The organism is Pradoshia sp. Z5_111, from assembly GCF_058267535.1.
This window is the reverse complement of the sequence record NZ_JBZCPQ010000002.1, coordinates 322,073-348,202: the sequence shown is the minus strand read 5'-3', so window position 1 is coordinate 348,202 and position 26,130 is coordinate 322,073. Positions and strand designations below refer to the sequence as shown.

The 26,130-nt window shown below is 41.0% G+C and carries 26 protein-coding genes; 20 read left to right on the top strand and 6 right to left on the bottom strand.

Annotated elements, in window-relative coordinates; genetic code table 11:
* The first annotated feature begins 31 nt into the window (after positions 1-31).
* The 16 genes from nuoL (at position 32) to fabZ (ending at position 16,252) form a co-directional block, all read left to right on the top strand.
* Positions 32-1,897, top strand: coding sequence for an NADH-quinone oxidoreductase subunit L (gene nuoL / locus AC4D4A_RS05930; RefSeq protein WP_490995034.1), 1,866 nt, complete (start codon positions 32-34; stop codon positions 1,895-1,897).
* Positions 1,894-3,414, top strand: coding sequence for an NADH-quinone oxidoreductase subunit M (locus AC4D4A_RS05925; RefSeq protein ID WP_490995033.1), 1,521 nt, complete (start codon positions 1,894-1,896; stop codon positions 3,412-3,414). Before nuoL ends, AC4D4A_RS05925 begins: the two co-directional genes overlap by 4 nt.
* A 3-nt stretch (positions 3,415-3,417) precedes the next feature.
* Complete coding sequence (gene nuoN / locus AC4D4A_RS05920) at positions 3,418-4,938, top strand: NADH-quinone oxidoreductase subunit NuoN (RefSeq protein ID WP_490995032.1); 1,521 nt, start codon at positions 3,418-3,420, stop codon at positions 4,936-4,938.
* Positions 4,939-5,246: 308 nt separating this feature from the next.
* Positions 5,247-5,480 carry a DUF1146 family protein gene (locus tag AC4D4A_RS05915; protein WP_066103265.1) on the top strand — a complete coding sequence of 78 codons (234 nt, stop codon included), beginning with the start codon at positions 5,247-5,249 and terminating at the stop codon, positions 5,478-5,480.
* 87 nt (positions 5,481-5,567) lie between these two features.
* A complete protein-coding gene (locus AC4D4A_RS05910; protein WP_490995031.1) occupies positions 5,568-6,278 on the top strand; it encodes a YwmB family TATA-box binding protein in 711 nt (236 codons plus the stop codon).
* Between the two features lie 32 nt (positions 6,279-6,310).
* Positions 6,311-7,612 (top strand): UDP-N-acetylglucosamine 1-carboxyvinyltransferase, encoded by a 1,302-nt coding sequence (gene murA, locus AC4D4A_RS05905; protein WP_490995030.1) that lies wholly within the window; start codon positions 6,311-6,313, stop codon positions 7,610-7,612.
* Between the two features lie 384 nt (positions 7,613-7,996).
* Complete coding sequence (locus tag AC4D4A_RS05900; RefSeq protein WP_490995029.1) at positions 7,997-8,170, top strand: hypothetical protein; 174 nt, start codon at positions 7,997-7,999, stop codon at positions 8,168-8,170.
* A gap of 102 nt (positions 8,171-8,272) precedes the next feature.
* On the top strand, positions 8,273-9,301 hold the full coding sequence (spoIID, locus tag AC4D4A_RS05895) for a stage II sporulation protein D (RefSeq protein ID WP_490995028.1): 1,029 nt from the start codon (positions 8,273-8,275) through the stop codon (positions 9,299-9,301).
* 504 nt (positions 9,302-9,805) lie between these two features.
* Positions 9,806-10,642, top strand: a complete 837-nt coding sequence (gene spoIIQ, locus AC4D4A_RS05890) for a stage II sporulation protein SpoIIQ (RefSeq protein ID WP_490995027.1) — start codon at positions 9,806-9,808, stop codon at positions 10,640-10,642.
* 339 nt (positions 10,643-10,981) lie between these two features.
* Positions 10,982-11,248: a sporulation transcriptional regulator SpoIIID gene (spoIIID, locus tag AC4D4A_RS05885; RefSeq protein WP_139892089.1), complete on the top strand. Its 267-nt coding sequence runs from the start codon at positions 10,982-10,984 to the stop codon at positions 11,246-11,248.
* Between the two features lie 189 nt (positions 11,249-11,437).
* The gene (locus tag AC4D4A_RS05880; protein WP_066103249.1) at positions 11,438-12,439 is read left to right on the top strand and encodes a rod shape-determining protein; all 1,002 of its coding nucleotides are present in this window, start codon (positions 11,438-11,440) and stop codon (positions 12,437-12,439) included.
* A gap of 714 nt (positions 12,440-13,153) precedes the next feature.
* Positions 13,154-13,987, top strand: coding sequence for a flagellar hook-basal body protein (locus AC4D4A_RS05875; RefSeq protein WP_490995026.1), 834 nt, complete (start codon positions 13,154-13,156; stop codon positions 13,985-13,987).
* 36 nt (positions 13,988-14,023) lie between these two features.
* A complete protein-coding gene (locus AC4D4A_RS05870) occupies positions 14,024-14,869 on the top strand; it encodes a flagellar hook-basal body protein (protein WP_490995025.1) in 846 nt (281 codons plus the stop codon).
* 12 nt (positions 14,870-14,881) lie between these two features.
* Complete coding sequence (locus tag AC4D4A_RS05865; protein WP_490995024.1) at positions 14,882-15,166, top strand: DNA-directed RNA polymerase subunit beta; 285 nt, start codon at positions 14,882-14,884, stop codon at positions 15,164-15,166.
* A gap of 65 nt (positions 15,167-15,231) precedes the next feature.
* Positions 15,232-15,507, top strand: a complete 276-nt coding sequence (locus AC4D4A_RS05860; protein WP_490995023.1) for a hypothetical protein — start codon at positions 15,232-15,234, stop codon at positions 15,505-15,507.
* A gap of 310 nt (positions 15,508-15,817) precedes the next feature.
* Complete coding sequence (fabZ, locus tag AC4D4A_RS05855) at positions 15,818-16,252, top strand: 3-hydroxyacyl-ACP dehydratase FabZ (protein WP_490995022.1); 435 nt, start codon at positions 15,818-15,820, stop codon at positions 16,250-16,252.
* A gap of 77 nt (positions 16,253-16,329) precedes the next feature.
* On the opposite strand, the gene AC4D4A_RS05850 is transcribed toward fabZ, so the two are convergent.
* A complete protein-coding gene (locus AC4D4A_RS05850; protein ID WP_490995204.1) occupies positions 16,330-17,403 on the bottom strand; it encodes an SDR family oxidoreductase in 1,074 nt (357 codons plus the stop codon).
* Between the two features lie 351 nt (positions 17,404-17,754).
* Here AC4D4A_RS05850 and AC4D4A_RS05845 point away from each other — a divergent pair, with 351 nt between their 5' ends.
* Positions 17,755-18,141: a hypothetical protein gene (locus AC4D4A_RS05845; RefSeq protein ID WP_140461881.1), complete on the top strand. Its 387-nt coding sequence runs from the start codon at positions 17,755-17,757 to the stop codon at positions 18,139-18,141.
* Between the two features lie 34 nt (positions 18,142-18,175).
* Here the strand turns inward: AC4D4A_RS05845 and AC4D4A_RS05840 are convergent, their stop codons facing one another.
* Positions 18,176-18,586: a YwpF family protein gene (locus AC4D4A_RS05840; protein WP_139892094.1), complete on the bottom strand. Its 411-nt coding sequence runs from the start codon at positions 18,584-18,586 to the stop codon at positions 18,176-18,178.
* 259 nt (positions 18,587-18,845) lie between these two features.
* On the opposite strand from AC4D4A_RS05840, the gene ssb reads away from it, so the two are divergent.
* The 3 genes from ssb (at position 18,846) to AC4D4A_RS05825 (ending at position 20,057) form a co-directional block, all read left to right on the top strand.
* Positions 18,846-19,220, top strand: coding sequence for a single-stranded DNA-binding protein (gene ssb, locus AC4D4A_RS05835; protein WP_490995021.1), 375 nt, complete (start codon positions 18,846-18,848; stop codon positions 19,218-19,220).
* Positions 19,217-19,405 (top strand): hypothetical protein, encoded by a 189-nt coding sequence (locus AC4D4A_RS05830; RefSeq protein WP_066105730.1) that lies wholly within the window; start codon positions 19,217-19,219, stop codon positions 19,403-19,405. Before ssb ends, AC4D4A_RS05830 begins: the two co-directional genes overlap by 4 nt.
* A gap of 208 nt (positions 19,406-19,613) precedes the next feature.
* The gene (locus AC4D4A_RS05825) at positions 19,614-20,057 is read left to right on the top strand and encodes a CBS domain-containing protein (RefSeq protein ID WP_490995020.1); all 444 of its coding nucleotides are present in this window, start codon (positions 19,614-19,616) and stop codon (positions 20,055-20,057) included.
* 37 nt (positions 20,058-20,094) lie between these two features.
* On the opposite strand, the gene AC4D4A_RS05820 is transcribed toward AC4D4A_RS05825, so the two are convergent.
* The 4 genes from AC4D4A_RS05820 to AC4D4A_RS05805 form a co-directional block, all read right to left on the bottom strand.
* On the bottom strand, positions 20,095-20,700 hold the full coding sequence (locus tag AC4D4A_RS05820) for a DUF3920 family protein (RefSeq protein WP_490995019.1): 606 nt from the start codon (positions 20,698-20,700) through the stop codon (positions 20,095-20,097).
* 247 nt (positions 20,701-20,947) lie between these two features.
* Positions 20,948-21,547, bottom strand: coding sequence for a hypothetical protein (locus tag AC4D4A_RS05815; protein WP_490995018.1), 600 nt, complete (start codon positions 21,545-21,547; stop codon positions 20,948-20,950).
* Between the two features lie 129 nt (positions 21,548-21,676).
* Positions 21,677-24,493 (bottom strand): DEAD/DEAH box helicase, encoded by a 2,817-nt coding sequence (locus tag AC4D4A_RS05810; RefSeq protein ID WP_490995017.1) that lies wholly within the window; start codon positions 24,491-24,493, stop codon positions 21,677-21,679.
* On the bottom strand, positions 24,480-26,096 hold the full coding sequence (locus AC4D4A_RS05805; RefSeq protein ID WP_490995016.1) for an SWIM zinc finger family protein: 1,617 nt from the start codon (positions 26,094-26,096) through the stop codon (positions 24,480-24,482). The genes AC4D4A_RS05810 and AC4D4A_RS05805 overlap by 14 nt, the downstream gene beginning before the upstream one ends.
* Positions 26,097-26,130 lie beyond the last annotated feature (34 nt).

Genomic DNA, 26,130 nt, shown 5'->3' with positions numbered 1-26,130 from the left:
CTGCTCTTCAATCATAAGGGGAAATGTTTATATGATGAAGCTTGTATGGGTCATTCCTCTTTTCCCGCTCCTGTCATTTGTTCTTCTGCTTGTGGCTGGAAAGAGGCTGAAGGCTTCGAGTGCATACGTAGGGATTGGCTTCACGTTACTTACCTTCCTTTTCTCCCTGCTGGTTCTCATTGGCCGCCTTCAATCACCTGACTATCATGCTGTAGTGGATTGGCTAAGAATTGGTGAGACAAGAGTGACAATGGGAGTAGAGGTAAACCAATTAAATGCGTTGATGCTGGTGATGGTTTCACTTGTTAGCTTGCTTGTACATATTTATTCAATTGGGTATATGCATGGCGATGGAAGAGTGCCCGTTTTCTTTGCTTACCTGGGGCTGTTTACATTTGCCATGCTCGGTTTGGTGGTTTCACCGAATCTCCTGCAGCTCTATATCTTTTGGGAATTAGTCGGGTTAGGATCATTCCTGTTGATTGGATTTTACTTTTATAAGGATGCTGCCAAACGCGCAGCGAAAAAAGCATTTATTATGACCAGAATTGGAGATATCGGACTTTTAATCGGCATTATCCTCTTATTCTGGAAAACAGGCAGCTTTGAGTATGAGGCAATTTTCTCAGCTGTAGAAAATGGAGTCCTGACTTCAGGCTGGGTCACGGCCACAGCGCTGTTGATTTTTATTGGCGCTATCGGGAAATCTGGCCAGTTTCCATTACATACATGGCTTCCTGACGCGATGGAAGGTCCGACTCCCGTATCGGCATTAATCCATGCCGCTACCATGGTGGCGGCCGGCGTCTATTTAGTTGCAACGATGTTTCCACTGTTTGCAGCGAGTGAAACAGCCATGCTGACTGTAGCGATTGTTGGCGCATTTACAGCCATCTTTGCTGCTGCAATTGCCACAGTCCAAAAGGATATTAAACGAATCTTGGCTTACTCGACGGTCAGCCAGCTTGGCTATATGATGCTGGCGCTTGGGACAGCAGGCTATGTGGCCGGTGTCTTCCATTTAACGACACATGCATTTTTTAAGGCACTATTGTTCCTGGCAGCCGGCAGTGTGATTCATGCTGTTCACACTCAAAATATTGACGAGATGGGTGGTTTGTGGAAAAAATTACGGCGAACTGGTCCACTGTTTTTAATCGGGACATTGGCCTTAACCGGACTTCCACTTCTATCAGGATTCTTTAGTAAGGATGAGATTCTTGTATCTGTTTGGGAGAGCGGCCATATCGTCCTATTTATGGTTGCCTTACTAACATCCATATTAACGGCTTTTTATATGTTCCGCCTGTTCTTTATCGTATTCTGGGGACCATCACGGAATGAAACAAAGGGTGTGCAGGAATCACCTGGTTCCATGACAGCTCCGATGATGATACTTGCAGTACTTTCCATCTTTGCAGGCTATGTAAACACCCCTTGGTTTGGAACGTTTCTTGGAGATTGGCTGGCTGATGGGAACCGATATCTGGACCATGCACATATAGAGGGGCCAGTTTGGATACCTATTGCGGCAACACTTGCCTTTTTAGTTGGAAGCGGAACCGCCTGGCTGATCTATGGGAAAAGAAACCGTGTCAGTGTGGAGGAGGATATTCCGGGGCCACTTTATCAAATACTTGCAAACAAATTTTATATCGATGAAATTTATGAGTATACGATTGTGCGAATGGTGAAGGGTATCGGAATGATGATCTCCTGGGTTGAAAAATATATCCTGCAGGGGTTTGTGTCATCAGTTTCTTACGTGATCAATTTAGGCGCAACTAAAGGTGCTGATGCTCATAATGGTCAAATGCAGATATACGGGACAATTGCTCTGATTGGCCTGGCTGCCGTACTTGTGATCTTTGTATGGACAGGAGGGTACGTCAGATGAATCCATATATTCTTAGTTTGCTGGTTTTCTCCCCTTTGTTAGGGATAGCCGGATTGCTGTTTGTTTCAAAAAGTAATGAAAAAGCACTGAAACGATTAGGTATTCTGGGGACCATTCCGCCTGTGATTCTTACAATCTACCTATATAGTGAATATCTGTCTGGCACGAAATTTACGGTGTTTTCGGTTTTTCATAAGTGGTTTCAATTAGGAGGCGGGGGAGTTAGGCAAAGCCAATTATATGCCGTACCCTTTGAACTGAGCCTGAATGGAATTTCCCTAGTGATGGTCATTCTCACAGCGATTTTAACAACATTGGCAGCATTAGCCTCTGCTCTTCAAATAAAAAAAGAGTGGAAGGGTTATTTTATTCTCCTTCTCTTATTAGAGGTTGGTATGCTGGGTGTCTTCCTATCTCAGAACCTGATTTTATTCTTCCTCTTCTTTGAGGTTACCTTGGTGGCCATGTTCTTCTTGATTGGGAAATGGGGTTACTTTGACAAAGAAAAAGCTGCATTTAGCTTCTTGATTTATAACGGCTTGGGATCTGCCATCCTCCTGTTTGTCATCATGGTGCTTTTTGCGAGAACCGGCACAGCTAATATTGAGATATTGGGGCAAATCTTATCAGTTGGCGGGCAGACGCTGCTTGCCCCAATCAGTACAGAATTGAAATATGTCCTCTTTGCAGGGATTGTCATTGCATTTGGAATCAAGCTGCCGATTTTTCCGTTCCATTCCTGGATGCTGAAAGTCCATGTACAGGCGCCTCCAGCAATTGTTATCCTGCATGCCGGAGTATTACTGAAGATTGGTGCGTATGGGTTGATCAGATTTGGAATAGGGTTGTTTCCAGGTGAGTTTAAAGAGATGGCATTTTGGATTGCTTTGCTTGGCGTCATTAATTTCTTATATGGTGCTTGGCTTGCTTTGCAACAAACGGATTTCAAGCTTGTGATGGCCTATTCCTCAATCTCTCATATGGGAATTGTCCTTATGGGACTGGGGGCATTAAATACAGCAGGGGTTCAGGGAGCTTTATTTCAGGTTGTATCTCATGGCTTGATCGCCGCCTTGCTTTTTCTACTGGTTGGCTTTCTTTATGAAAGAGTCGGCACTACAAATATAAAAGAGCTGGGTGGATTGGCTAAATCTATTCCGATTTTCTCCGGAATTTTACTGGCAGGAGGGATGGCTTCACTCGGATTGCCGGGGATGTCCGGTTTTATCAGTGAATTCATGGCGTTCCTGGGATTGTTTAAAACCGAACCCATCCTGGCTGCCGTTGGCACTTTAGGAATTGTATTGACGGCTGTTTACGTGCTGCGTGCCGTTCTGAATATGACATTTGGAGCGCCAAAGAACGAGTTATCCATAGCCGATTTAAGACCGAACGAAGCGGTACTTGCATCTGTATTACTCGGTTTTATTATTTTGATCGGCGTCTGCCCTGTCATCCTGGAAGGACCGCTTCAGGCTGAAATTGCTGACATGATGACAGGGATAGGGGGTGACTGAGTTATGGATATGGAAACATTACTGTCGATGAACTGGAATTTAATGATACCTGAATTTATAATCCTTGGTGCTGCGATTATCCTCTCTGTATTGGATTTATGCATGCCTAAACAATTTGGAAGAAAGGTACTTGGCTGGTTTGCTTTTGGTAGTATCGCGCTAGCCATCATTTCTTTACTTGGCTTAATTCCATTGGAGGCCGGATCGATTTTGTATGATACGTTCCGATTGGACGCCTTTGCTAAAGCGTTTAAGCTAATTCTTTTGATTGGGTCAGCCTTTGTCATGATACTGGCTGTGGTACATAAACCGAGAGCTGGGATGCAACCATATCAGGCAGAATTTTATTATTTACTTTTAACCGCTTTATTAGGTGCCATGATCATGACATCAAGCGGGGATTTAATTACATTGTTTGTGGGGCTTGAGCTTTTGTCCATTTCATCCTATATTCTGGCTGGAATGCAGAAAAATAATCAAAAATCAGCTGAGGCTTCAATGAAGTATGTGGTCAATGGGGGAATCTCGACAGCCATCATCCTGTTTGCACTGAGTTATATGTATGGTGTGAGCGGAACGACAAATATATTTGAAATTGGAACTATATTTGCGACTCAAGAAAACTCGCAGCTTCAATATATTGCTGGACTATCCTTCTTTATTTTCGTAATCGGGATATCCTTCAAGCTGGCAACCGTGCCTTTCCATATGTGGGCACCTGATGTATATGAAGGAGCGCCGACGCCGGTAACTGCCTTCTTGAGTATCGTTTCAAAAGCAGCAGGCTTTGCGCTTTTACTTCGTATCGTCGTTACCGTGTTTTTAACAGCGACAATGGATGATATCGGATTTCTATCGATTTTTACGGCCAATCAAAACTATCTGGCTGTCCTGGCTAGTATAACGATGATTGCCGGAAATCTGATTGCATTAAAGCAAAAGAATCTGAAACGGATGCTTGCTTATTCAAGCATTGCCCATGCAGGATATTTGCTTGCTGCGGTTACGGCCTTTGGAGAATATACGATTGAATCGGTCTGGTACTATTTTGCTGCGTATACCCTAATGATGACCGGAGCCTTTGCCATCATCCAATACTTGGCGGAAGATAGGAAGATTGGGGACGAGGATCAATATATGATGGCCGGCCTATATAAAAGATCACCATTTTTGGCGGTCTCCATGTGTATTTTCATTCTCTCCATGGCAGGAATTCCCGGTACGGCAGGATTCATCGCAAAGCTGAATATTTTCATGAACCTTTTTGCAAAGGAACAAGGCCATTATATACTGGCGGCAATCATGCTGGTAACTACCGTAATTTCCTATATCTATTACTTCAACATCATCGTCCATCTATTTATGAGACCGAAGGAAGAAACAAAGGGGAAGCTGAAAATATCAGTTATCCATTATGTAATCGGAATTTGTGCAGGGGGGTCGATCCTGTTCGGATTATTCCCTCATTATCTGCTCGATTTCTTCCATCAGAATTTCACGGATATATATCAAATGTTAAAATAGATTTACAGAGCCAGGAGGCAAGATACCTCCTGGCTCTTTATTTGTTTTCTTTGTAAAGAAAACTTAATAATTACCATTAAATTGTGAAGAAGTGAATATAGCTATTAACAGGTGTTATGTTGTAAAATAATAATATGCGTGCCTAATTATGTCTGTTTATTACATTATTTGATAGAATCCGTCTATTTTCATATGATTTAGAGTATTTTTGTTAGAAAATGTCGATAATTTATAGAAAAAGAGGAACGGCCCTTCTAAATATGGTACACTGAATTCGTATATCTTTAGTTTTGAAAGGAAAAAAGACCATGAATTCATTCGGAATGCAAGCTTTACTCAGTATTGTAAGTCATTTATTTTTTATAGCTGTTACATGGTGGGCATTACAAGCGCTGCACTTTGATAAGCTGCTGAGAGCAGGAAGAGTTTTTCAGGCGAGAGTGCTGTATATATTGTTGACCATCACTATCGGTTCAGCAGTCAGCGGTTTTTTTCTTGATTACTGGAGTTATGCTCAGCAATTAACGAATCTCTTTAATTAACCGAGGCTGTCAGAAAGTGACGAACGGATTTCAGTATGCATATGATTCCCTAAGGTAAAACTAAAGCAATAGGGGAGAGTGGCGTACATGAAAAAAGTGATTCTTTCAATAATTGTTGGTTTGATGATTTTATATGTGGGGAATAAAACGACAGAAGCATTGGCTAAAAACGACTTGCTAATGATTGCAGAGGGAATAAAGCGTGTCGATCCAGCAGCAGAAATAACGGATTGGATTGTTTTGGCCCGAGTAAGTGTTGATAATCAATTTTCTGAAGTGGCGGCTGACATACAGACTGAATATACCAATTATGTTTGGAGCGAAGATTCCAGCAGCAACGGAAAAACATTGGTTGGTACATATCTGAATGAAAAGTTGAATATTACCTCAAAGATTAAAATCATGTCCAGTGATTCACAAAAAACAGTCCTAATTACCAGTATAGAAGGGACTGAGTGGACACGTGGACAAGTTGATTTTATCCAAAACTGGCTAAAAAATGGGACAAAGGTCATGTTTAAGGACCCCCCTCACTATTTCTCTTGTATCAAAGGGATAACCGGTGCTAATATGGATAAGGTTCTACTAAAAAACTGGATGAATGAATATGAAGCTAAGTCAATGGAAAGTGCAATAGAGAGCAATTTTATTTCTGTTGCTGCAAAAAGCAATCAATTTAAGAATATGATGACCAATGGAATGAACCTCCAACTGGCCTTTCGAGATATGAGAGAGGATCAAAAGAACAGTGGGACACAGTTTACCATTGGCACACCGATAATAGCATTTGAATACTAATATAGAGATATTGAACGCGGAGGGGAATAACTTTGGAAAAAATCATTGTCCGCGGCGGAAACAGGTTAGAAGGTACAGTTCGTGTAGAGGGTGCAAAAAACGCCGTTTTACCTGTATTAGCTGCAACATTATTAGCAAGTGAAGGAAAAAGCGTTCTTAAAGACGTTCCGGAGCTATCCGATGTATATACAATTAATGAAGTAATCCGAAATTTAAATACAGAAGTTACTTTTAGCAATAATACTGTAACAGTGGATGCCTCAAAGCCATTAGCAGAAGAAGCGCCGTTCGAATACGTTCGTAAAATGCGTGCTTCAGTCCTTGTAATGGGATCTTTATTGGCTAGGAACGGAAAAGCTCGCGTCGCTTTACCTGGCGGCTGTGCAATTGGTTCACGTCCAATTGATCAGCATCTAAAGGGATTTGAAGCAATGGGCGCTAAAGTGAGAGTCGGCAACGGTTTTATCGAAGCTGAGGTTGATGGTCGTCTTAAAGGTGCAAAAATCTATTTGGATTTCCCAAGTGTGGGAGCTACTGAAAACATCATGATGGCTGCTGCATTGGCAGATGGTGTCACTGTATTAGATAACTGTGCAAAAGAACCTGAAATTGTTGACCTGGCTAACTATTTGAATAAAATGGGTGCGAAGGTTAAGGGTGCAGGAACAGCTACAATCCGTATTGAGGGTGTAGAAAAGCTGTATGGTACTGAACATTACATTATTCCTGACCGTATTGAAGCTGGAACTTTCATGGTTGCTGCTGCAATTACAGGCGGAAATGTATTGGTACAAGGTGCAGTAATGGAGCACTTATCCTCTCTTGTGGCTAAAATGGAAGAGATGGGTATTACAATCAAGGAAGAAAAAGATGGCCTGCGTGTTATCGGGTCAGATAGCATGAAAGCAGTAGATATTAAAACAATGCCGCATCCAGGATTCCCGACTGATATGCAATCTCAAATGATGGCATTGTTATTACGTGCCAATGGAACGAGCATGATTACTGAAACGGTCTTCGAAAACCGCTTCATGCATGTTGAAGAATTCCGTCGCATGAACGCTGATATTAAAATTGATGGCCGTTCTGTTATTATTTCTGGAGAAGCTAATCTTCAGGGAGCTGAAGTAGCAGCTACAGATCTGCGCGCAGCAGCAGCCTTGATTTTATCCGGCCTTGTTGCTGACGGTGTCACTCGAGTAACAGAGCTTAAGCACTTGGATCGTGGATATGTTAATTTCCATGGTAAACTTGCTGCTCTTGGTGCTGATATCGAGCGTATTAATGAATCCTCTGAGCAGGAAGAATCTACAGTTATTGCGGAAAACGCATAAATTCTAGAGAGTTTAAAGCCAGGCAGAAATGTCTGGCTTTTTCGTTTTCACAAAAAACGACGGCTATTTAGTGGTTACCCATTGTATAAACCTCAACTATTATTGAGTTACCCACAGGTATATAAACAAATTAACAACAAGTTATACACAATTGTAATAGGTCTATCAACAGGGTTATCCACATAAGTGGGTGTAAAAATAGGTCTTCAAGATTTTAAACCTTTATTTCTCAGGTTTTTTAACAGATTTTAATAAAAACAATGATCGTTCACTAGTTATCCACAACTTTATACACAATACCATCACTTTTGGGGAAAACTCACTAAATAATCTGAAATTTTGTTAGACTATAATTGATAAAATAAAGGAAAGGAGATTTTTAGTTTGAAAGACATAAGCGTATCGACCATAATAAAAATTATTTTAATCGTTTGCTTAGCGATTTTGATCTTTAAGGTAGCTAAGATTTTATTTGATGTTTTATTGTTTGGAATCATTCTATATATTTTATTTAGTCTTTACAGAAACTATGAAAAGAAAAAGAAGAATCATTCATGATAAATAGTTTGCCCCTCTTAACGATTTATAGACATATTCATATAAGAGAATTCATACATATGAAGTGTTGGACAGTTAACTGAATAGAGGGGAGACTACTATATGAAGCATTGGAAACCGATTATTTTTGCCATTAGTCTTGTTGCAGCCGTTACTATTATGATTCCCACACTCCTGGTCGCACCTTTTAATGATGAAGATGAAGCGGAGGCTGAGCAGCACGTGTTAAGGGAACCAAAACAAAAACAGCAGCCGGAGAAAAAGGCGGAGATACAAACTACCATTCAAGTGTACAGAAACATTCATAAGACCGTGGAAGCTGTAGATTTGGAGGAATACGTAGCTGGTGTGGTTGCAGCAGAAATGCCTGCTAATTTCGAGCTAGAGGCATTAAAGGCTCAAGCTCTGACAGCCAGAACGTTTATCGTAAAGGCACTTACAGCCACAACGAAGAAGGAAATTCCAAAAGGCGCCGATATAACAGATACTGTGAATGATCAGGTCTATTTAAATGATAAAGAGTTAAAAGCCGCCTGGGGAAATAAATATCAAACGAATATGCAAAAGATTAAAGAGGCCGTTTCCGCAACGAAAGGGCAGCTTTTAACCTATAAGGAAGAACTAATTACTCCCTCTTTCTTCTCCACCAGCAATGGGTACACCGAGAACTCAGAAGATTACTGGCCGAACGCACTTCCATACCTGCGCAGTGTGGCCAGTCCCTGGGATGAGAAATCCCCAAAATATTTAAGCGAAACAACGATATCGTTATCAGAGTTTGAACGTCTCCTAAATGTGAAAGTTGCGAGCAAAGAGGATGTTGGCAAGATCATTAGTCGAACAGAAGGAAATCGAATTGGCGAAATCGAGATCGGCGGTAAACGTCTCACTGGTAAAAAGGTAAGAGAGCAGCTTGGCCTTAAATCAAGTGATTTCTCCTGGTACAAAAAGGGCGACCAAGTTGTAATCACGACAAAGGGCTACGGTCATGGAGTAGGAATGAGCCAGTATGGAGCAAACGGAATGGCACAGTCAGGCAAATCCTATAAGGACATCATCTCCTACTATTATAAGGATGTAAAAATATCACAGGCAACAGCCTACCTGCCTACTTATACAGCGAAGAAGTGAGTCGGGCAGGTTCACATTGTAATTGGTGAGGAAACGATTTGTTTCCTCGCCTTTTTTGGTTTCTGTGGAATATTTTTTGGAGGGAATTGAAGAATAAATGGTGGTTCCATTATAAAAGATGAGAACGATGGTCAAAAATCAGGAACATCTTATAATTGAGCGAAAATAAGAATTAATGAGCGAAAGAAAAATATATGAGCGAAATGAACTGAGATTGAGCGATAATATAAATTAGTTGTGTGATAAAAAGGGCCTTTGAGCGATTGAAAAACAAAGGAACACTATTCCATCTAATCAAAAATATACATAAGCCCACTCCATACCAACTTTGAGGAATTGAATTAGCCACTAGAAACCTATTCAAACAACATTGAATAATTTAAATGCTATAAATAATGTATTTCATGCATATTTTCAGCCTGTTTTACAAAAGATATAAATTTTTTCACCGCCCATGTATATATTTTCTGAAAAGTGTTCAGAATGATGACAGAGGTGATGAAAATGAGAGAGGAAGAAAAGAAACGATCTTCTCAGTCAAAAGTAAAAAGTATAATGAAAAAGCGTTGGTTTTTGCCGGCAGTTTATATTTTTAGTGCAGCGGTCCTTTTGACAGGTATTTTAGTTTATCAAGCAAGCGATGATGAATTTACGCAAGATCCATCCAAGAACAAACAAAACATTACGTCTGAAAATAATGAGCCATCTATTGAAGTGAACAATTCACTGGAAACCTTCACAATTCCAATGACCGAGGCAGAGTCTGCTGTCATTAAAAAGGAATTTTATGATGTGGATGGGGATACAAAGCAACAGGAAGCATCCCTTGTTGTCTATAATAATACGTATCAGCCTAACACAGGAATCGACTATGCCATGAAAGATGGAAAAGGCTTTGAAGTTACGGCTTCTATGAGCGGAAAAGTGAAAAGTGTTCAGGAAGATGCATTGCTAGGTAACTTAGTAGTTATTGAGCACGATAAAGGGGTAGAAACTCATTATTCCTCCATTAAGGATATTAAAGTAAAAGAGGGAGACACCATTAAACAAGGTGAAACCTTTGCCAAAGGCGGAACAAGTGCTATTAATGAAGAAGCTGGCACCCATGTTCATTTCGAAGTTAGAAAAGATAATGTTGCTGTCAATCCATTAGAGCATCTTGATAAACCAATCAGTTCATTGAAAGCTGAGAAAACGGAAGCCGATACAAAGGCTAAAGATTCAGCTGATCAAGAAAAAGAAGAAACAACTAAAAATCAAGATGATGCAGGTAATGAAACATCTGAAGACTCAAATGATAATCAAGAGTCCGATCCTAATCAAGAACCAGGTAACGAATAAAGGAAATGCCTTCAGGCTCTATTGTCTGGAGGCATTTTTTTCGACGTATTGCCTGTTATTTCTCGGGAAATAGTGCCCAGAAGAAGCTTGTCGAATAAGCCTAAATGGCAAGAAAACCAAAGAAGTCTTGTCCTTATTGCATGTTTTGTGCATAAAAGTGGAACCAAGCTAATAAACTTTTACAAACCTGACACATAGAGAATGCAAGAGGTGAAGACTCGTTAAATCTATCAGGGATCCAAGAAAATGAATTACTCATTCATAAAAATACATACTAAAGGCTGCATTACAGCGAATCAACATCTCGTACTTCTCAAAAAAATAGGGAGGGCGAGGAAATTGCACGATTACATCAAAGAAAGAACTATCAAGATTGGAAAGTATATCGTGGAAACGAGAAAAACAGTTCGCGTAATAGCGAAGGAGTTTGGTGTATCCAAAAGTACTGTCCATAAAGATCTGACTGAACGACTGCCAGACATAAATCCAGAATTGGCTAATGAGGTTAAGGAAATACTTGATTATCATAAATCAATCAGGCATTTAAGAGGCGGAGAAGCAACAAAGCAGAAGTATAAAAAAACAGAGGAAGAGCCGGTTCAGTAATTGAATAACAGGAGGAAGGGGCCGGAGGAAATCAACGGCCTTTTTAATTTGAGTCATATTCCCTACTCTGTTCCTGAATATGGCAGATTTTTTGGTAACATAGTTCCTTTTGTTCTACAAAATATGATAAAATTTTTAATTAGTACAGTAGAAGGAATTGTAGAGTTCCTTGAGGAGGATAATGAGGTTATGTTTTCGAGAGATATTGGAATCGATTTAGGTACTGCAAATGTACTCATTTATGTAAAAGGTAAAGGAATTGTGTTGAATGAGCCATCTGTCGTAGCCTTGGATAAGAATACAAATCGCGTATTAGCTGTTGGAGAAGAAGCACGCCGTATGGTTGGCCGTACTCCAGGACATATTGTGGCCATTCGACCGCTTAAAGATGGTGTTATTGCTGACTTTGATGTAACAGAATCCATGTTAAAATACTTCATTAACAAATTGGACGTAAAAGGATTCTTATCAAAGCCACGTATTTTAATTTGTTGTCCAACTAATATTACAAGCGTAGAACAAAAAGCGATTCGTGAAGCTGCAGAGAAAAGCGGCGGCAAAAAGATTTACCTTGAGGAAGAGCCAAAGGTAGCTGCAATTGGCGCTGGTATGGACATCTTCCAACCAAGCGGTAATATGGTCATCGATATTGGCGGAGGCACAACAGACATTGCCGTATTATCCATGGGGGATATCGTTACATCAGCATCCATTAAAATGGCTGGTGACAAATTTGATGCCGAAATTTTGAATTACATCAAACGTACATACAAGCTTTTAATCGGAGAGCGTACAGCTGAAGACATAAAAGTGAAAGTTGCAACCGTTTTTAAAGGTTCCCGTAATGAAACAATTGATATTCGCGGACGCGATATGGTGACGGGACTACCAAAAACCATCACAGTTGGTTCAGAAGAAATCGAAGAAGCATTACGTGAGTCCATTCATGTCATTGTTCATGCAGCAAAATCTGTGTTAGAGCAAACACCTCCAGAACTTTCCGCTGATATTATTGATCGCGGAGTAATTCTAACAGGTGGCGGAGCCCTGCTTCACGGCATGGACATGTTATTGGCTGAAGAACTAAAGGTACCTGTATTAATCGCAGAAAATCCAATGGATTGCGTAGCGATCGGAACAGGTATGATGCTTGATAATATCGACCGCATCACACGCCGTAAATTAGTATAATCGCCAGAAAATATAAAAACCAGTTCAGTCGATGAACTGGTTTTTTTGTGTGGGTAAAGGGATGTCTTCTATTGGGGAGCAATGGGGTGCGTGGGAATGATTCATCTATGCTGCGACATATGCTCGTGTAAAGGTGGGTCATAGGTAAGTGAAAGGTAGAGTAAAGCAGGTATGTTCCACATATGCCCCGGCTATGAGGCACCTATACCCGGGTAAAGGTGGGTCAAAGGTGCAGTAAAGCAGCTATGCGCCACCTATGCCCGGGCTATGAGTCATCTATACCCGGGTAAAGGCGGGTCAAAGGTGCAGTAAAGCAGCTATGCGCCACCTATGCCCGGGCTATGGAGCACCTATACCGGGGTAAAGGTGTGTGAAAGGTGTAGTAAAGCAGCTATGGTCCACCTATGCCCCGGCCATGGAGCACCTATACCGGGGTAAAGGTGTGTGAAAGGTGTAGTAAAGCAGCTATGGTCCACCTATGCTCCGGCTATGAGGCGCCTATACCCCACCTTTGCCACACCTCTACAGCATCTCTTCTCCCACACAAAGAGAAAAGTCGAAGAAAAAAGTCTCCAGTTAACTCCTACAAAGTCCACATATACTCCCACATTGTCGAGAGAAATCGATTTTTAGGAAAAAAGTCCGTATCTTATAAAATCATTCCCTATATAATGGTAATATGGGTGTTTGTTAGGCCTATTTGGGGGTGGAAAAATGTTTAAAGGATTCTATACAGCAGCATCCGGTATGCTGGCTCAGCAACGCAAAACGGAGCTGCTTGCAAATAATTTAGCGAATGCCAACACGGTCGGATATAAAGAGGATCAAGCGAGTGTACGTTCATTTCCAGAAATGCTACTTAGCAGTTACGAAAAAGTGAATCTTCCCGTTGAGGAATCAGTGTCCATCAATCATTCAAAATATGTGGGTGCATTGAACACGGGTGTTTATGTACAAGAGACAATCCCATCTTTTTCACAGGGTGATGTTAAAACAACCGACAATACTACGGACATGGCTATTGTGGACCAAGACATGCCCATTGATCCTGAAACGAATCAACCGGGTACTGCCCTGTTTACAGTTGAGACTCCTGATGGCTTGAGATATACACGAAACGGGAACTTTACATTAGATGGATCAGGCTATTTAACAACTGCAAACGGTTATTATGTCCTAGATGAGAATAGGGAACGTATCCTTTTAAACTCCGAAAATTTTGCGATTAGTTCCGAGGGTGAAATATCTGAAGGAACATTAAATAGAGGACGAATTGGAATAAGCTTTAGCGCTACTCCAACTGCACAGCTCATCAAGGAAGGCGATGGATTATATCGTATCAATGAGGGAGAGCTGCCTTCTGCCTATACATTAAATAATGTTCAATTTGCTGTTCAGCAAGGTTCAATTGAACAGTCCAATGTGGATTCTTCTAAAACCATGACGGACATGATGGCTGCTTATCGTACTTTTGAAGCCAATCAGAAGATTGTACAAGCCTATGATCAAAGCATGCAAAAAACAGTCAATGAAATAGGTAAGCTGTAACGTTTATGTACGGATTGAAGAGGAGGGTAAATAAGGATGAATCGAATGATGATAACCTCATCAAATACAATGGGACAGCTGCAAAAGAAGCTGGAAACAGTTTCGAATAATATCTCAAATACTTCGACGACCGGTTTTAAAAGAAAAGAAACCTATTTCTCAGACATGCTGGCTCAGGAATTCAATAATCAGGAGCGAACAGAAAAAGAAAAAGGTCGATTGACACCAAATGGTATTCGAGTGGGTGTTGGTGCAAAAATGAGTCAGTCTCAGCTTAATTTGGCACAGGGTACTCTGCAGAAAACGGAACGTAATTTGGATGTCGCTCTTACTAATGAGAATTTATTTTTTGCCATTCGCACGGCAGAAGGCACTAGCAGTGAGCTCGGTTATACAAGGGATGGAGCATTTTATCTTAGTCCAGTTTCTGATGGTTCTGATCAAGTGCAATTGGTAACATCAAATGGCAGTGCAGTATTGGATGAAAATAATCAGGAAATTAGGATAAATGGTAACCCTAGTAACATAACATTTACAGATAAAGGCCAACTAAATGTCACTACTGAAAATGGGATGCAATCATTTAACCTTGGGATTATCTCCGTCAAGAAGCCTCAATTTATGGAAATGATAAATAATAATACTTTCACTCTTCCGAAAAATATGGCACAATTGGATGTAACAGAAAACGACATATATACCCAACTAACCGGTGCTTTTAGAAATGAAATTTCTATGGTTCAAGGAAACTTGGAGCAATCTAATGTCGATATTAGTACTGAGATGACAGAAATGATGCAAACTCAGAGGTTATATCAATTTCAATCACGGACGGTTAGTATGGCCGATCAAATGATGGGATTGGTCAACGGTATTCGTTAAAGGAGTAAAAGAATGCAAGTGTTGGTTAATAATAAAAGTGAGCAGACTGAGTCTGAACCAAACAGTCGAATAGATAAGAAAAAACTGGATGAGAATCAGAAGATCAAAATCCGGTTAGTGCCACTTTGGGCTCGTATTATAATTGTCCTTGTGTTGACGATGATGGCCCTTGTTGGTGGAGCCATGGTTGGCTATTCCGTTATGGGTGATGGAAAAGCTATGGATGTGTTTAAGAAATCTACATGGACTCATATCGTTGATCTAGTCAATAAGAACACGGAGAATAAAGACAAATAATACGGGCAGGAAGGCAAGATATATCCCTTCCTGTTTTTTATTGGGTAGGAGAAGTTTGATGGAAAGTGGTCTTACCACTTTTGCGTCTCCTTATAGTTGTTGTGGGCCTACAGGATGTAGGTCATGAAGACGTTGTCACAGGATGTGGCGAATTTAGTCTTCGTTCATTAATAAAGGCCCTTCAGCTTTTTGATGTAATCCAGCTTCGACTCCTAGCTCCTCGAGACATAAGTGTAGCTGCTGCGGGAGAGAAAAATCGCTCTCCCTACGCACCTCCTCTTGTGCTTTTCGGAGCTGGGCAGTTGTCTCAGCTTTTTATGCAATCCAGCTTCGACGGCTAGAAGCTCAGGACATAAGCATGATCTCTACGGGAGGGAAGAACACCTCCCTCCGAGATCCTGTCTTATGCTCCTCGCGGGCCTACAGGATGTAGGTCATGAAGACGTTGCCACAGGACGTGGCGCATTTAGTCTTCGTTCAATAATAAAGGCCCTTCAGCTTTTTGATGTAATCCAGCTTCGACTCCTAGCTCCTCGAGACATAAGTGTAGCTGCTGCGGGAGAGAAAAGACGCTCTCCCTGCGCACCTCCTCTTATGCTTTTCGGAGCTGGGCAGTCGTCTCAGCTTTTTTAATAATAAGGGGGAAATTATATGTTAGATATTCAGCAGATTAAGGAGATTATTCCGCATCGGTATCCGTTTTTGTTGGTTGATCAGATTTTGGAGGTTGACGAGGGGAAGCGGGCAGTTGGGGTTAAGAATGTGACGGCAAATGAGGAGTTTTTTAATGGTCATTTTCCGGATTATCCAGTTATGCCGGGGGTGCTGATTGTGGAGGCGCTGGCTCAAGTGGGAGCGGTGGCTGTTCTGATTAAAGAGGAAAATAAGGGGAGGCTTGCATTTTTTGCCGGTATTGATAAATGCCGCTTTAAGAGACAGGTGCGTCCTGGTGACCAGCTGCGTTTGGAAGTAGAATTGACAAGAGTGCGCGGTCCGATTGGAAAAGGAATTGGCAGGGCGACTGTGAATGGCGAGTTGGCTTGTGAAGCCGAAATAACGTTTGCTTTAGGCGATCAGAAGTCCTAACATCTTCTTTTTTTCTTTTCATAAAGAGAATCAGAAAGCAGAAGGTCAACAAAGGCCTTCTGCTTTTTCAATATTGCTTACTTATTTTGCATGAAGGTCGCTAATAGGCAAGCGCCAATCCCGGCTACCAGTACGGAAGTTAGGACTGGGTGTTTGGATGCTTTCACATAATAGCTTGTTTCTCGAATCCAGCCTTTATTGGTGCCGCGTTCATGCAATCCGTATCCAGCTTTGTACAGGGCGCTATCCTCCGGTGGGTTGGATGGACGGTCATCATGCTGTGTATGGTACATAGTCTTTTCCATAAATTTATCGGTAAACCTTGGGGCAAACCGGCCAAGCATAGCCAGGAGTTTAGCCTGAGATCCAACATACATATCGCGTTTTGGATGCTCTGCGGCAAAAAGGATGGCCTCGGCTACTGTTTCAGGTGCATAAATCATCCCTATATGGGTCGGCTGCTTTTCCAGATAACTACGAGCGTGCTCATTGTAAGGTGTGTCAATTCTTCCGGGATGAATGAGTGTCACAGAAATCGGCGCATTTTCCTTCTCGAGCTCCATCCGCAGGTTCTCCGTCCAGCCGTGTAAAGCAAATTTTGCGGAAGAATAGGTTGACTGAACAACAGTTCCCCTATCGCCGAAGAAGCTGCCGATATTAATAATGGCACCTGGGCCACCACGTGTTTTATAATGCTCGACCGCGATTCTGGATCCGTAAACGACACCCCAAAAAACAGTATCAAACATACGACGCATATCTTTTATGCTGACTTCGGTTGTTGTTCCATAAATCGAAACACCAGCATTGTTTACCCATGTATCGAAGCCGCCATAATTTAAGATGGCTGTTTCAGCAATTTTAAGGACATCCTCTTCAATACCAACATCTGCAGCAACCCAGACTGCTTCATGCCCTTTGCTTTTCAATTCGTAGACTAATTCCTGGAGGGCATCTTTATTCCGGGCTGCCACGACAACCTTAGCTCCTTTTTCAGCTGCCATACGTGCCGTAACAAGCCCAATCCCACTAGAAGCACCAGTAATAACAATTACCTGGTCTTTCAGCTCCTTTAAATGGAGTCTCTCCATAGATTGATCTTTCATCTGTTCGACTTTTTTTATATCCATAAAGTATTCCTCACTTATGATGTATGCCTTTTACCTTGAGGCCTTTATGCAAAATGCTTTCAGGAACTCTGGCTGTATTAGTATGAACCATCCAATCAATAAAAATTAGGGTAAGCATAAGCTGAAATAAGAGAAGTTTATTTTACGGTGAAGGCAATTTTCGCAAATACGTTTAGAATTTACCTGTTTGTGTTATTAAAGGAATATAAGCTAGTGTATATGCACTGGCACGTGGATAACCATATCACTTCTCCCTATTTGAAGGCCCAAATGTTTGGGCCTGCTTTTTTTTGCCCATCATAATCTGTCCTCTTCTGGGTAATCTAAAAACAGACCTGATCAGGTCATAAATGTATGAAAGGAGCATGCCGAATGCAGAAGTTTTATAAAGCGATTATGGGGGTTGCGTTGGCATCTGTATTAATGGTGGGGTGTAATAATAACGATGACAATAACCCGCCTCCAGAACGTAACAACAACCAAGAGCAAAATAACGGAACGAACGATAATAATGGGATAGATACGAACGAAAGCACAAAAGATAATAACGGTATGAATGGCAACAATAACAATAATGGCAATGGTATCAACGGTAACGATGATAATAATGGTATGAATGATACTAATGATAATGGTCAAGATTCTGAGTTAGATACAGATGTAAGAGAAGATGGGGATAGAATCAGGAACGATGCAGATCGAGGCGCAGACGATATCCTTGATAACAACAATAACAATGGTAAAGATAAAAATAAGTAACAAGTTTAAGCTGGCGAGGTAATCTCGCCAGCTGTTATTTATTACCCAGGCCTTCTTTAAAGGCGTTTTTTAAATCCTCACCATTATATCCTTCATCTACTAGTGTATCCAATAGGAATTCAACGGCTTCTCTTCTGCGATTGCGAATCTTTGCCCGAAACAGGATGCTGGCGAATTGATCCATCTTGCGGACATCAGCGATAGTTGCATCGAAGTAGGCAGGGATATTATCCTTCTTTGTGATGATACAGCTAACGGTAAGCTTGTCAGTATCAGCAGTGATTTCCTTGAAAAGATTGAAATGTTCATAATCAACGACTGCCTCAATAAGCCAAGTGTTTGCCTCATTTTCTTTATTAATAATTAATCCGTCTAGGATATGTAATTCGGTTGGATGCTGATTGTCTGGAAGTAACTGCAAGGAAACTAACTTAAAGGTTTTCATCAACTTACCTCCAATTTTAAATTATTATATGTTCATTATAGCATGGTAAAAAAAAGAAAAAATATTTATATTGTTTGTCGAAGAGTTTGTTAAATAATTCACAGATTATAAATATTGATTACAAACACCATATTTATATATTCAAAAAGGAAATTTGAGTGAAAATCTCCCTCTAAAGTCCCAAATCGCCTCTTTTACTTTTAACCATAACTCTTTTATGATACCTCTGTAAGCTATATAAAAGAGAGGTGAAGGTAGTATGTTAAATCAGGTTGCGCTTGTTGGAAGGCTGACGAAGGATCCTGATCTGCGTTATACACCGGAAGGCAAAGCTGTATCAAACATTACTTTGGCTGTTACAAGGAATTTTAAGAATGCAGATGGCGAGTATGGGACGGACTTTGTAAACTGCACAATTTGGAGTCGGGCAGCTGAAAATACAGCATCCTATTGTCAAAAAGGTTCTGTAGTCAGTATCGTTGGAAGAATTCATACACGTAATTATGAAAATCCAGAAGGAAAGCGTACGTATGTAACAGAAGTTATAGTGGAAAGTGTTAACTTTTTAGATCGTAAACGGGTGAATAACCTTCATGAAGGCAGTCTGGAAACGAACGCAGTGCCTATTTTATGAACGAGCGGGAAGTAGTCGCTGATTTAATCCGAATCGTTGGCAGTGTAAATAGCCGTGTATCCAAAAGTGAGTCAGATTTGAGAAAAATCGAACAGACTCTGCAAATCCTCATAAAAGAATTGTCTAACATGAAGGAGCTTCAATATCAATTATGTGAACAAACGTATCAACTCCACGAACATTAATCCCTCACAAACATAATCTGCACACAAAATGCCTCCAATACACTTATAAAAGTTATACCCCCTCTTGATAGCCGCCAATGCGCGGCTTTTTTCAGTTTTGGGATAATTATTTTGCTAAAAGGTAAATTTCTATTAGAAATAGAATTGAAATTATTGGTAAGATAACGGTAGATACATATTTTCTTATTACAGCCAGGAGGGATTTAAGGTGAAAGCAAAGGATTTCATGATCAAGGATGTAATTAGTTTAAATGAAGATGCAAGTATTAAAACATTGCTGGAAGTATTGATGAAACATAAAATCGGAGGACTTCCTCTGGTCGATCCAAACAATAAACTGTTGGGGATCGTAACAGATGGGGATGTCCTGAGATATATGAACCCAAAAGCCTTCATTTCCTCTTATGTCACTTATATAGAAGAGTTGGATGAAACCTTAAAATCAAAAAGTGAATCTCCGGTTAAAGCTATTATGAAGAAAAAAGTAGTCTTTGTTCGAGAAGAGGATGAGCTTGAAGATGTACTCAAGCTGCTGGCAACACACCACTTCAAAAAGATACCTGTAGTCAATGGAAATCGTGAGGTTGTGGGTGTAATTAGCCGTGGGGATATGATTCGTAAATTAGGCGAGTTACTACTTGAGAAATTGTAAGAGAAAGGAGGCTCCTAATGGAGTCTCCTTTTGATTTCTATTGGTGTACAATCGTTACGTAAAAACGTCCCCAGCAGCTTTGCCATAGGAAGTCGATATTCAAAATGGTGTTAATGGAGTTGCGATGCTTCTCAATCATCCTTTGGGCAAACATGTTAGCATCCCGTTCAACCCATTGTGATTGATAGCCATTGCTGCCTGTGTTGACATAAGGTGTATTATACTGCCTCTTCATATAGACACGCTGGTAGGCATGGCGAATTTCATGAAAGAGATCCTGAAGTAAAAAGAGCTGCATAAGCCCGAGCTCGTATTTTTTGTTTTTTACCTTATGGTTAAAGGGAAATAAAGCAATCTTACCAAGCTTATGATATCCGCCCAATGTGCCATTTAAAGAATCCTCATAACACCAATCATCAATAAATTCCTTTCCATAATGGGTTCGGTCTGCGATGACTTGATCTGGATGATCGTATATGGAAACGGTCATTCCTAAGTATTTATAATCGTCATAAAGTAAATTGAGTATTTGTTTAAGCTGGAAATCGGATAGGATAGTTGAATGATTACGTAAGACTGTTTTCGCTAGTCTAGAGGGGCGATTTAAAGTACGTTCAAAAGAGATTTTTTCTTCTAGGATCATTAATGCAAGCAACTCCTGTTAATTAATCTGGCTGTAATTGGGCATATACTATATAATATGCCAGGCCCGTGACTATACATTCACAACAAATTACTACATAAATGGATATAAAAATGTGGAAAAAGAAGGAATAATGTAGAAAAGTATACAATGAAGAAGAAATTTCGTCAAATAAGTGGTTTGACTGTATTTATAAGAGGGTAAGTAAATAAATTGCTTAAAAAAAGAAAGAGGAAATCCTCTTTCTTTATTTATACAAATTGCTATCTTGATTGATATATAGAGTCGTTTCATAATACATATCATCTCTATATTGATCGGATAATTTTTCTTCAATCGTTTTATAGGTGAGATATGGATCTGTATCTGCCTGAACGTGTTTAATCTTTACTTGGGTAGAAATTTCCTGTTTATCGCCATTCTTCCCGACAGTTAAAAATTTCACGTGTACGGTAGGTGATCCCTTTTTTAGATGCATTGAAGAGATTGTCTTGTCACTATCTGTATTTGTTGCCTCTACCTGTTTAATGGCGCGCCTCTCTTCAGGCTGTGAATCCAAGTAAGCAAGTAAATAATCCTGTTTCCATTTTTCCTCATCAAGTGAATAATCATATTCAGAGATCGTCGTATATAAGTGAAACGCGATGAAGCCAACAGCGGCCAAGGAAATTACTCTTATACCAACCGCAACACTGGATAAAGATCTCCAATCACGTATGACATGATAGAAAATAGCTATTCCAATGATGGTCCAACAGATCACTGCAATATACGTAAGCGGTGCATCAGCTAAATCTTGTGTCTTCTCAAAAGTTTGTACAACCTCTTTAAAACTCAGTTTTCTCACCTCTGTTTCCATTTCTTGTTACTAATAACTGTAAATTATTTTATTTGTATAATCAATTTTTATTATTTCGACTTCCATATGCACAAAAAAACCATCCCCCAATTATGAAAAGGGGATGGCTTAAAAACTTTACCTTTCAAGCACCAGCAAATCCTTTAATTCGTCCGAGGACAGCTCGGTGATCCAATTGTCGCTTTGGACAATTTCATCATTAAGCGATTGTTTTTTCTCCAACATAACGTCAATTTTCTCCTCAAGTGTACCGGAGGAAACCATCTTATGGACATGTACAAAGCGCGTTTGTCCAATACGGTAGGCACGGTCAGTTGCCTGATTTTCAACAGCTGGATTCCACCAACGGTCATAGTGAATGACATGGTTGGCAGCTGTCAGGTTAAGCCCTGTACCGCCGGCTTTCAGGGAAAGCAGAAGAATCGGATACTTGCCATCCTGAAAATCGGCCACCATGGTATCCCGTTGTTTTTTATTGGCGCTGCCGTTCAGGAATGGAACAACGTGTCCATAGCGGCGCTCAGCGATTTGCTTAATCATATTACCCATTTCAATGTATTGGGTAAAAATAAGCACACTTTCATCCTGTTCATAAATGATATCGAGCAATTCGATTAGCTTTTCCATTTTTCCGGATCGATGAAGAATATGCTTTGGTGCCTCTTCCTTTAAATAAAGGGCAGGGTGATTACAGATTTGCTTCAGCTTGGTTAGCATCTGCAAAATAAGCCCTTTCCGTTCGAAACCGCTCAGTTTTTCAACCTGATCTAGCGTATCTTTAACAAGCTGTTCGTATAAAGCGGCTTGCTCGGTTGTTAGACTGATAAACTCCTTTTGCTCCAATTTATCTGGCAGATTGAGAGCAACCTCTTCATCCTTTTTCGTCCTTCTTAAAAGGAAAGGCTGAATAAGCCTTTGCAGGGTAGCAATTTTATTCTTATCACCATTGCGTTCAATCGGTCCGGCAAAGTTTTTATCAAATTGCGTTTGTGAGCCAAGATAGCCCTTATTAATAAAATCAAAAATGGACCAAAGCTCACTCAGTCTATTTTCCATTGGAGTGCCGGTTAAGGCGATGTGATGAATGCCTTCAAGCTTACGGGCAGAACGGGATTGTTTCGTATGGGAATTCTTGATATTCTGCGCTTCGTCGAGCACAACTGCATTCCATTGCATGGATAAAAAGTCTTCCTCATCCTGATGAAGCAAACCAAAGGTTGTCAGAATCACATCGGCATTGCCAAGCCCATCCTTAAACTGTTCACCCTTCATACGACTTGGGCCATAATGAAGATGTACGTTCATAGATGGAGCGAACTTTTCAAACTCCTTCTGCCAGTTTCCAAGCACGGAAGTTGGACAGACAATCAAGGATGGTGATTTTGTTGGACCATTCTTCGCCTCAACCGCTAACAGATAACTGATGAGCTGAATCGTTTTCCCTAGACCCATATCATCGGCCAGACAGGCACCGAATCCATATTCACGTAAGAACATCAGCCAGCTCATTCCCTGTTGCTGATACGGCCGTAATTCGCCCTGGAAGGCATCTGGCACATGAACAGTCGGGATATCCTGAAGTGAGTTGATGCGTGTCATAAAGCGTCTTAGGTCACTGTTCAGTTCAAATTGGATTCGTGCATAATCCCCTTCGTTCTCATCCTCAAGCTCCTCATCCTGTGCGAACTCCTGCTGAAGTAAATCATTGATACGCAATCCGCGCTCATCTGCTTCCTTCTTCAACTCCTGCATGCGTCTCATCAAGGCAGGGTCCAGTTTCACCCAGCGGCCTCTAATGTAGACAAGCTTTCGTTTTTCCTCAACAAGCTTGTTAAATTCCTCCTCGGAAACCTCAGCACCATTGACGGAGAAGCGCCAATTATAGTCGAGCAAGGCGTTCATACCCACAAATGATTTTCGGCGGCTTGGCGAATTTTTCACTTTAGCCTTCATGGCGATTTTGGCATCCTTGATTGCCTGCCACCATGATGGTAATAGAATTTCTACGCCAAGCATGTGCAGGACCTCGGAGGCATCCGTTAAGAAATCCCAGGCCTGATCCTCAGTGACAATATCATCAATCCAAGGGAAAATATCCTTCCAGCGAGCGATTTCCTTCTCAGCCATCTCTATATGCTTTTTCCAGGCAAAAGGAATCCTATGGCGATCATCCCAAACGAAAAATTGCTCCTCATTTCGCTTGCCGCGCATAAACGGTTCTAGCTTCCATTGGTCAACCTCATCACCCGCTGCAAAATCAGGCTCGCTCAGGCGCATTCCCATAGAAAAAGGCAATTCATCTTCTTTGGCACCGGTCCAAATTTCCCAACGGTCTCCTTCAAAGAAGCGGCTGAGTACCTTGGTGGAGATATTTTTTTCAGTAAACAAATCAAGCAAATCACCTACGCGATGATTGCCGGGACGGTCTTTAATCGCTTCATTTAACCATTCCTCCGCAAAACGCCGAACCGTTATTGTTTGGATACCGTCAAGCTCGTGTCTGGCCATTTCCTGTTCCCAAAAGGAATCCTGGAAGTCTTCGAGAATTTCCTGTGGAAGCGGGAAAGTAATGCCATCATGATTTGTATCGTTAAAATCAGGCATAACCGTTCCGTTTTCAACGGTTTCATATAAGGATTGAGCTAAAGCTAAACTAATGGATGCCCAATTGGACCAGGACCAATTAATAAAGCTGTTAAAAGGCTCTTCTGCCAGCACCTTCATCCATTTATGAGCGCTCATGAGGACGCCGCTTTTACCATCAAGTGTTTGGATATCCACTTTCGTCCCAAAGAAACTATCTGCGTCCCACAGAAAGAAGCTTGTTGCCCACAATTCGGCAGGAACAGGCTCACCCTCATCTGTTCCATAAATAAAGACGCGTCCGCCTTCAAGTAATTCAATTTGAATATGAAGAGTCTCAATCAGCTGCATCAATTAACTTTCCTTTCTTTAGTTCTTCCTGAAAAGCACGTAATCGCTTATTATCGTCGCTGATATATTCAATATAAGATTCCCAAACGTTTACGCGCTTAAGCTTTTTATAAATAGTTCTCAGCTTTTTCAGATAACGGACCGCTTCCCGGTAGGATGAACGGTTTTTAGCTGCAATCAAATTAACGACCTGCAGATGAAGAATAGGAAGGAGAACTTCCGGCTGTTCCTTTTGAATTTCCTTTGTTTGATTGGCCCACTCGTATAGGACATCAACACGCTCAGCAACCTGGAGCTCGACCCATTTTTTATACTCCTTCTTCTCATACAAATAGTGTGAATATGGAATAAGGGAGTAAGGAATGGTTTCCCTTAGAATACGTTCAAGTAAGTCGAACCGTTTGGCGGCTGAGCAAAAAGGACGAATTATTTGCAGGGCATTATATAAAAATCGAGTTCTCTTATACTCCTGAGTCTGATAATCATGCAAATAAGCTTTAATATTTTTTGAGAAGAAATCAACAAAGGGAACCATTCGTGCATGTTCCTTTGCATTATGCAGTTCCTCTAACACAAAGGTAAGGAAGAAGCAGGAAATCGGACCAAGCTTATTTAAACAATCCAACGCCTGTTCATCCTTGCCATCGACCATATATATGTGAATCATCATCCAAAAGACCAACTCAATTTGCAAGGAGTCGGCGAGAGCCGGGAGCTGGTTTGATAAACGATCTATTTCAGCTGCACGCTCTTCTTTTGTCGTAATAATATTTGTCCAAATCGTGCGATAGATATCCCAGCGATAGTAGCCGCTTCCCATTTCTCCGGTTGGCAAATTCTTTGTTTCTCCAATCCAGGAATGGATGAACTCCTCTGAATCAAATGGACGGATGGAGGATTCAAACCGATGAACCTCATCCCTAAAGGCAAGGAACAGTTCGTGAATCATGGATTCCAGCAGTTCTTCCTGAAAGTGATCCTTTGTACGGCTTTGCAGATCAAATAAATGTACCAAGCCCATATAATAGGCAATGCTGCGGTATAAAGGCACCCATTGCTGATTGGAGGGCTCGCTGCGCTGAATCGCACGCTGAAAATTTGATGCAGAGCGGTTGATCCCGGCCATAAAGTAAGGAGGGATGGCTAATTCTTCCCGTGCGGTATGGATAAAAAATTCCTTCCAGGCACTGTATGTATGCTCCGGTTTAGCAGGCTTGCTTTTTTCTTTATATACTGGGCCATTTTTTAGTGATTCCTTTAAACGGAACATGGGGTCCTCTTTGTTCTTCCAATGATCCACCCATTCAGTTACGCTGGCTTCCTTACTGTAGGCAGCAAAGAATACAGCCAGCTGATGCCGGCATAAATCAATCGCTGGACAGGAACAAGAGCTATTGCTTGGAAAACTTAAATCCAAAGTGACGTTCACCTTTGTCACGTCCTGTACGACACCTTGAATAAGATCAGATTCGATCGATAGCTTTACCACTGTCCCTTGACGATAAAGAACAAGACCCTTCGAAACTAAATTAACATCATTAGTTGATTTAGGAGAGAGAATATCCGAAATTCGCTCCCCGTAGAATTTAAGTGCATCGTGCATATATCATTCTCCTTACGAGACAGTTTAACCAAGT